Annotated in this window: 6 protein-coding genes; all 6 read left to right on the forward strand. The window is 69.9% G+C overall.

Annotation, left to right across the window (positions count from 1 at the left end):
• Positions 1 to 367, forward strand: a 367-nt coding sequence (locus ACTHL9_RS05275) for an acyl-CoA-like ligand-binding transcription factor (RefSeq protein WP_440517798.1), incomplete at its 5' end; no start/stop codon positions are given.
• 54 nt (positions 368 to 421) lie between these two features.
• The gene (locus ACTHL9_RS05280; RefSeq protein WP_440517799.1) at positions 422 to 3,037 is read left to right on the forward strand and encodes an MMPL family transporter; all 2,616 of its coding nucleotides are present in this window, start codon (positions 422 to 424) and stop codon (positions 3,035 to 3,037) included.
• A 75-nt stretch (positions 3,038 to 3,112) separates the two neighbouring features.
• Positions 3,113 to 4,798, forward strand: a complete 1,686-nt coding sequence (locus tag ACTHL9_RS05285; RefSeq protein WP_440517800.1) for a LuxR C-terminal-related transcriptional regulator — start codon at positions 3,113 to 3,115, stop codon at positions 4,796 to 4,798.
• A 125-nt stretch (positions 4,799 to 4,923) separates the two neighbouring features.
• Entirely contained in the window at positions 4,924 to 5,220 is a 297-nt protein-coding gene (locus ACTHL9_RS05290) for a hypothetical protein (protein ID WP_440517801.1), read from the forward strand.
• The gene (locus ACTHL9_RS05295; RefSeq protein WP_440517802.1) at positions 5,217 to 5,831 is read left to right on the forward strand and encodes a Maf family protein; all 615 of its coding nucleotides are present in this window, start codon (positions 5,217 to 5,219) and stop codon (positions 5,829 to 5,831) included. The genes ACTHL9_RS05290 and ACTHL9_RS05295 overlap by 4 nt, the downstream gene beginning before the upstream one ends.
• Positions 5,832 to 5,934: 103 nt before the next feature.
• Positions 5,935 to 7,731 (forward strand): acetyl/propionyl/methylcrotonyl-CoA carboxylase subunit alpha, encoded by a 1,797-nt coding sequence (locus tag ACTHL9_RS05300; RefSeq protein ID WP_440517803.1) that lies wholly within the window; start codon positions 5,935 to 5,937, stop codon positions 7,729 to 7,731.
• Positions 7,732 to 7,983 lie beyond the last annotated feature (252 nt).

Here is a 7,983-nt window from a genome sequence, read left to right on the forward strand (position 1 = left end):
GGGCGAGCCGCTCCTCGAATCGGCCATCCAGATCCTTCTGGCCCTCGCCGACAACAAGCTCATCGAGCCGATGGCGCAGTCGTTCCTCGTCTCGCACGGCCACGATCCGGTGACCCGCTTCCAGCTGCAGGCGTTCGACGAGTGCAGCGACAAGATCGTGGCTGCCATCCGCGAACGCGAGGGCGATGCGCTCGACGCCATCTACGTCCACTCCCTCGCCGGCGCCGTCATGTCCTGCGGCAAGGCCGCCCTCGAGGTATGGCTGGCCGAACGCGGAGGGGACCTCTCGCCGTCGTCCCTCAGCCGCCTCCGCGAGCTCCTGGTGACGTCGTTCGAGCACCTCAAGTCCGGTTTCAAGACCTCCTGACCCCTACTCACCCACCCCGCTTCTCACCCACCCTGCCACCCTCAAGAAGGCATCATGGCTTCTCTCCTCTACCGGCTCGGCCGGTTCGCGTACGACCGCCGCTGGCTCGTTCTCTCCGCATGGATCGTGGTCCTGCTTGCGGTCGGCGTCTCCGCTCTGGCGTTCCACGGAGCGCTGAGCAACACGTTCCAGATCCCGGGCACGGAGACCCAGCGGATGGCGGACAAGCTCAAGACGGATCTGCCGTCGTCCTCGGGCGGCAGCGCGAGCATCGTCTTCGAGTCGCCGGACGCGCCGTTCACTGCGGACCAGAAGAAGGGCATCACCGACGCACTGAACAAGATCAAGGGTCTCGACGGCGTCCAGAACGCCACCGATCCCTTCTCCACTCAGGCTCAGCTGGACGCCGCCGCGGCGCAGATCGCGGACGGCCAGAAGCAGATTGCGGCTGCCGAGGCCCAGCTTGCTGCGGGCCAGCAGCAGCTCGCGGCGTCCGCACAGCAGCTCGCCGACTCGAAGGCGAAGCTCGACGCCGGGCAGGCCCAGCTCGACGCCCAGAAGCAGGCGCTCGCGGCGCAGGGCTACCCGCAGACCGCCGTCATGCAGGCCACCGCGTCCGCTCAGGCGCAGATCGACGCGGGCAGAGCCCAGCTCGCCGCGGGCCAGGCGCAATACGACGCGGGCAAGAAGCAGGCGGACGACGGCGCCGCGCAGCTTGCGCAGAAAAAGGCTGAGCTTGCGCTCGGGGAGCGTCAGGCGCAGGCCTCGCAGGGGCTCCATTTCGTCTCCACCGACGGCAGGGCCGCGATCGCCACGATCCAGTTCACGAAGTCGACCGACGGCCTGCCCGCCGACCTGCGCCAGAAGGTCCAGGACATCGCCGCGGCGGTGCCGGGCGTCCAGGCCCACGCGAGCAAGGAGCTCACGCAGGATATCTCGAGCCTCTTCGGCGCTTCCGAGGCGACGGGCGTGATCGTGGCCGCAATCGTCCTGCTGGTCATGCTCGGCACCTTCGTCGCGGCGGGCCTGCCCCTGCTCATGGCACTGATCGGCGTGGGGGTAGGCGTGGGCGGCACGTTCGCGCTGACAGGAGTCATCCAGATGAGCTCCACCACGCCAATGCTCGGCCTCATGCTGGGCCTCGCGGTGGGGATCGACTACTCGCTGTTCATCGTGAACCGGCACCGCACGCAGCTCCTGCAGGGCATTCCACCTCGGGAGTCGATCGCCCTCGCCACGGGAACGTCGGGCAACGCGGTCCTGTTCGCGGGCCTCACGGTGATCATCGCGCTGACTGCCCTCGTGGTTCCTGGACTGCCGTTCCTCGCCGTTATGGGCGTGGCCGCCGCGGCCACGGTAGCCGTCTCGGTGCTGGTAGCCGTGACCCTGCTCCCGGCGGTCCTGGGCTTCGCCGGCCGTCGGATCATCTCCAAGCGGCGGTGGGCGAAGGCGGAGAGGAAGAACGCGGAGGCTGACCACGCTCAGGAGGAGGCCCGCGAGGACCTCGCCAAGTCGCAGCGCGGCTGGGGCGGCTGGGTCACCAAGCACCCGTGGCTCGCACTGGTCGCCTCGGTGGTGCTCCTCGGCGCGCTCGCGCTGCCGGCCGCGCAGCTCCGCCTCGCCCTGCCGGACGGCGGCTCGGAGCCGGTCGACTCAAGTGCCTTCAAGGCCTACGACGCCACCGGCAAGTACTTCGGACAGGGCATGACGGGTCCGATCATCGTGGTGGGCGAGCTGCCCGCCGGGCTCGACGCGAACGCCGCGAAGTCCAAGCAGTTCGACGTCGCGGACCAGCTCAGGTCGGTGGCCAACGTGACGGCGGCCGTCCCCGTGGCCCTGAGTCCGGACCGGCGCACCGGCGTCTTCCAGGTCATCCCGACCGACGGCCCGGCGAGCGCGAGCACCGTCCAAGTGGTCCACGACCTGCGGGCCAAGGGCGCCCAGATCCAGGCAGACACGGGCACCACGATCGGGCTCACGGGCCAGACGGCGGCGAACGTCGATGTCTCCACGAAGCTCGCCGACGCGCTCCCGCCCTACCTGGCGATCGTCGTCGGCCTCTCGCTCGTGCTCCTGCTGCTCGTGTTCCGCTCGCTGCTGGTTCCCCTGCTCGCCACGGGAGGCTTCCTGCTCTCCCTCGGCGCGGCCTTCGGGGCCGTGGTCGGCGTGTACCAGTGGGGCTGGCTCGGGCCGGTGTTCGATGTCACCCACCCCGGAGCGGTGCTGAGCTTCCTGCCGATCCTGCTCATCGGCATCCTCTTCGGCCTCGCGATGGACTATCAGGTGTTCATCACGTCCGGCATCCGCGAAGCGTACGTGCACGGTCAGGGGGCGCAGCTCGCGGTGAAGACCGGCTTCCGCCACGCCGCGCGCGTGGTGACCGCGGCCGCGATCATCATGGTGAGCGTCTTCGCGGGCTTCATCTTCAGCCACCTGACGATGATCCGCCCGCTCGGCTTTGCCCTCGCGCTCGGCGTGCTGCTGGACGCGTTCGTGGTCCGCATGACTCTGGTTCCCGCCGTCATGCGCCTCCTCGGGCGCTCCGCGTGGTGGCTGCCGCGCTGGCTGGCGCGGCTCCTGCCGGACTTGGACATCGAGGGCGCCCAGCTCGAACGGACGACGACGGCGCACCACCCGAAGCATCGGGAGCCCGAGCCCGCGGGACGCTAGCAAGGCACGCGCTCCTGGGGCTATCCTGACCGCAAGGCGCGCCCCCGGGGGAGCGCGGACAGCCCGGAGAGTTCAGTGTCGACGTCGAGCGCTGTGGACCGCGGACGCACGGCGTACGCCGCGCGCCGGTGGCAGGACGCGTTCGAGGAACTCACTGAGGCCGAACGAGACTCAGGTCTCGCTGCCGAAGACCTGCTGCGGCTCGGCACCGTCGCCATTCTCATGGGCCATTTCGGCACCGGAATCGGCCATCTGGCGCACGCCCACGAGGAGTACCTCCTCGTGGGCGACATCCGCACGGCATCACGGATCGCCGCCTGGCTCGGGATCTACTTCATGGCCGCCGACGAGCCGGCCGAGGCCTCGGGATGGCTCGGCCGGACGCTCCATCTGCTCGACGAGCTCGACGAGTCGGTCCCAGAGCAGGCATTCGCCCTCTTCCCGCAGGCGCAGGAAGCCCTCTACGGCGGGGACCCGGCGGCCGCCCTGGACCTCTTCGGCCGCGGAGAGAACCTTGCGAGCTCTGGTCAGGATCCGGAGATCACGACCCTCTGCCACCTCGGTCGCGGCCAGGCCCACGTCAAGCTAGGCAGCATCGCGGAGGGCATGGAGCTGTTCGACGAGGCTCTGGTCGCAGTGATGTCTGGAGAGGTCGGCGCCTTCGCCTCCGGGATCGTCTACTGCTCCGTGATCGAAAGCTGCCAGCTCGCGTTCGATGTGGCCCGGGCCCAGGAGTGGACCAGCGCCCTGGATCGCTGGCGCCTCTCGCAGGGCGGGCTCGTCGCCTTCAGCGGCCGCTGCCACTACCACCGAGCCGAGCTCTTCTGCCTTCATGGCGCCTGGGACGAGGCGGAGGAGGCTGCACGCCAGGCCGTGAGCATGCTCGAGGCCGGCGACCGGTCGGCCCGCTACGGCGCCTACTACCAGCAAGGCGAGATCCAACGCCTCCGCGGCCATTTCGAGGCCGCCGAGGACTCGTATGAGCAGGCCCGCCGCTCGGGCTACGAACCCCAGCCCGGATGGGCGCTGCTCCGCCTGGCCGCGGGCCGCCCTGGCGAGGCGCTGTCGATGCTCCGCCGGGCGGCTGATGACATCGGCCCGACCGAGCGCCGGCTGCTCCTGCCTGCCTTCGTGGAGACTGGGCTCGCGGCTGGGGATGCCCTCACCGCCCTCGGCGCCGCCGAGGAATTGGCCGCGCTGAGCGTCGCCCGCCCGATGCCGTGGGTTCAAGCGCTCTCCGCGTACGCCACGGCCGCCGTCCTGCTCTCTGAAGGCAGGGCCAAAGAGGCGCTCGAGCGCGCAACCGCCGCCTGGCGCCGCTGGTGCGAGCTGGATGCGCCCTACGAGGCGGCCCGTTCGCTCGTCCTCAAGGGACGTGCGCTGGGCGACCTCGGCGACGAGGACGCAGCTCGGCTGGAGCTGGCTGGCGCGGCCCGCCTCTTCGCCGAGCTCGGCGCAGCCCCGGCGCTCGACCAGCTGAGCCGCCTTGCGCCGTCGTCGTCCGCCGTGCTCCCAGCGCCCGCCCTCCTCGCGGAGCAGCCCGTCCCCGACCCCGGGCCGCTCAGCCCGCGCGAGCGAGAAGTGCTCGCCCTCGTGGCCTCCGGCAGCGCCAATCGCGCGATCGCCGCCGAGCTCTTCCTCAGCGAGAAGACTGTGGCGCGCCACGTGAGCAACATCCTGCTGAAGCTCGGACTTCCCTCCCGCACGGCCGCGGCCGCGTACGCGTTCGAGCACGGGCTCGCGGGCACCGTCGCATCGTGACGGCCCAGAATGTGACCGGGCAGCGTGGGACTGCGCAGAATTGCCCAGCGGGCTTCTGACAGCCGCGCGCAGATTGCGCATTTCTCCCGACGCGGCGGCCCCTCCCCGATTCGTACCTTGGAGCCATGGAACTCCCGGTCCTCGCAGGCATCATCTCCACGGTGCTCTTCGCATCCAGCAACCTCCCGATGCTGGTCAAGGCCGCGCGGACCAAGGACCTGCGGTCCTACAGCCTCTCGAACCTCCTCCTCGGCAACGTGGGGAACGCCGTCCACTCCATCTACGTCTTCAGCCTCCCGGCAGGGCCGATCTGGGTGCTCCACTCCTTCTACATCGTGGCGATGCTGCTGATGCTCATCTGGTACCTGCGCTACGGCACCCGCCACCTTGAAGCGTCGGCCGGACTAGGCTTGACCACGTGATTCCACTCATCCTGGCCTCCAAGTCGCCCGCCCGGACGAAGCTCCTCACGGAGGCAGGGATTCCGCACAGCATCGTTGTCTCGGAGGTGGACGAGGAGGCGCTTGCCGCCTCGCATCCCGCCGCGACGCCCGGTGAGACCGCCCTGCTGCTCGCCCGCGCGAAGGCCGAGGCGGTGGCCGCGCTGCCTGATGCCGCGGGGGCGTTCGTGCTCGGCTGCGATTCGGTCTTCGAGTTGGACGGCGACGCCCTCGGCAAGCCCTACACCCCCGACGTCGCGACGGAGCGGCTGCGGGCCATGAGCGGCCGCGCCGGCATCCTGCACACCGGACACTGGCTCGTCGACTGCCGCGATGCGCGCGGGGCGTCGGGTCAGCTCTCCTCGGCGGGTGTCGAGTTCACCGAGATGTCCGACGACGACATCGCCGCGTACGTCGCGACCGGCGAGCCCTTGCACTGCGCCGGATCCTTCACGATCGACGGCCTCGGCGGCGCATTCCTCGCCCGGGTGGACGGGGATCCGCACACGGTGGTGGGCCTGTCCGTTTCTACGCTGCGCTCGCTCTTCGCGGAGGCCGGAGTGCGGCTCACCGACTTCTGGGGCGATTTGTAGGAGGTCCACAAAGGATCGGCCCCTCCCCCGCTGAAATCGCCACCAATATGGGCGATTCCACCAAAGGAGCGCTAGGCTCACGGGAGTACAGAACGGAGTTGCCTTGTCCCCCAATGCTGGAAGCAAGCCCATCACGAAGGTCCTCATCGCCAACCGCGGCGAGATCGCCGTTCGCGTCATCCGCGCGGCGCGCGACGAGGGCATCGCCTCAGTGGCGGTGTACGCCGAACCGGACCGGGACGCGCTGCACGCACGCCTCGCCGACGAGGCTTTCGCTCTCGGGGGGACGACGGCGGCCGAGTCCTACCTGGTGATGGACAAGATCCTCGACGCTGCCCGTGCCTCCGGCGCCGACGCCATCCACCCCGGCTACGGTTTCCTCTCGGAGAACGCCGAGTTTGCACAGCGCGTCCTCGATGCCGGCATCACCTGGATCGGCCCGTCCCCCGACGCCATCGCCGCGCTCGGCGACAAGGTCCGCGCTCGCCACATTGCCGAGAAGGTCGGAGCGCCGCAGGTGCCCGGCACGAAGGATCCGGTCTCCTCCGCCGACGAGGTCGTGGAGTTCGCCCGCGAGTACGGACTTCCCGTGGCCATCAAGGCCGCGTACGGCGGCGGCGGGCGCGGCATCAAGGTTGCCCGCACCATGGAGGAGATCCCCGAGCTCTACGACTCGGCCGTCCGCGAGGCCACCGCGGCGTTCGGCCGCGGCGAGTGCTTCATCGAGCGCTTCCTCGACGCGCCCCGCCACGTCGAGACCCAGTGTCTGGCAGACTCCCACGGCAACGTCGTCGTCGTCTCCACCCGCGACTGCTCTCTGCAGCGCCGCAACCAGAAGCTCGTCGAGGAGGCGCCTGCGCCGTTCCTCAGCGAGGAACAGACCAAGCGCCTCTACGAGTCCTCCAAGGCGATCCTGAAGGAGGCCGGGTACCTCGGCGCGGGGACGTGCGAGTTCCTCGTCGGCCAGGACGGCACCATCAGCTTCCTCGAGGTCAACACCCGACTCCAGGTGGAGCACTGCGTGTCCGAGGAGGTCACGGGGATCGACCTCGTGCGGGAGCAGTTCCGGCTGGCCCGCGGCGAGGAGCTCGGGTACGACGATCCCGAGATCCGCGGCCACTCGTTCGAGTTCCGCATCAATGGCGAGGACCCGGGCCGCAACTTCATGCCCGCGCCCGGCACCGTCGAGACGCTCAAATACCCGGCCGGCCCCGGCGTGCGGGTGGATTCGGGCATCGAGGCCGGCGAGGTCATCTCCGGCAACTTCGACTCGATGCTTGCCAAGCTCGTCGTCTCGGGTGCCACGCGCGAGCAGGCGCTCCAGCGGTCTCGCCGCGCCCTCGACGAGCTCGTGATCACGGGCATGCCCACGGTCGTGCCGTTCCACGCAGCCGTGGTGCGCGACCCCGCGTTCGCCCCCGAGTCCGGCCCCTTCCGCGTCCACACGCGGTGGATTGAGACGGAGTTCGTCAACGACATCCCGGCGTGGACCGGGCAGCAGGCCGGTGCGGCCGGCGCAGGGACGGACGACGGCGGTGAGCGCCAGAGCGTCGTCGTCGAGGTGGGCGGCAAGCGCCTCGAGGTGACGATCCCCGCTGGGCTCGGCGGCGTCGTCGCGAAGCCCGGCAAGGGCAAGGCGAAGAAGGGCCGCGGCTCCCGCGGCGGTGCTGCTGCGGCCGCTGGCGGCGACGCCCTGACGGCCCCTATGCAGGGCACCATCGTGAAGGTGGCCGTCTCGAACGGCGACCAGGTCGCGGAGGGCGATCTCGTCGTCGTCCTCGAGGCCATGAAGATGGAGCAGCCGCTCACGGCCCACCGCGCGGGCACGATCCACGGCCTCACCGCGGAGCCTGGCCAGACGGTCTCGGCCGGTTCCGTGATCGCCAGCATCGAGGACTAAGCCCCAGGCAGCAGAAAGGGAGGTCGGCGCATAGCGTCGACCTCCCTTTCGTCGTACCGAGCTCCCCAGTTTTCACCGCCGAGTTCCCCAACTTCAGGCGTCAACCTGCGGCGCGTCGCCCGAATTCTCGGTGCGTCGAGCCTTCTGCGGCTGAAATCGTGGGGAGCTCGGCGGCAAAGCTGGGGAGCATGGCCGGAGCGGAATAGCCGTCAGGCCGAGATGTTGTCCTCGAACTCGCGGTCCTTGGTCTCG

The organism is Sinomonas sp., from assembly GCF_051955515.1.
GTDB lineage: Bacteria > Actinomycetota > Actinomycetes > Actinomycetales > Micrococcaceae > Sinomonas.

Coding starts and splice junctions, on each gene's coding strand:
- ACTHL9_RS05280 (WP_440517799.1), top strand. CDS start 422: ATGGCTTCTCTCCTCTACCGGCTCGGCCGGTTCGCGTACGACCGCCGC.
- ACTHL9_RS05290 (WP_440517801.1), top strand. CDS start 4,924: ATGGAACTCCCGGTCCTCGCAGGCATCATCTCCACGGTGCTCTTCGCA.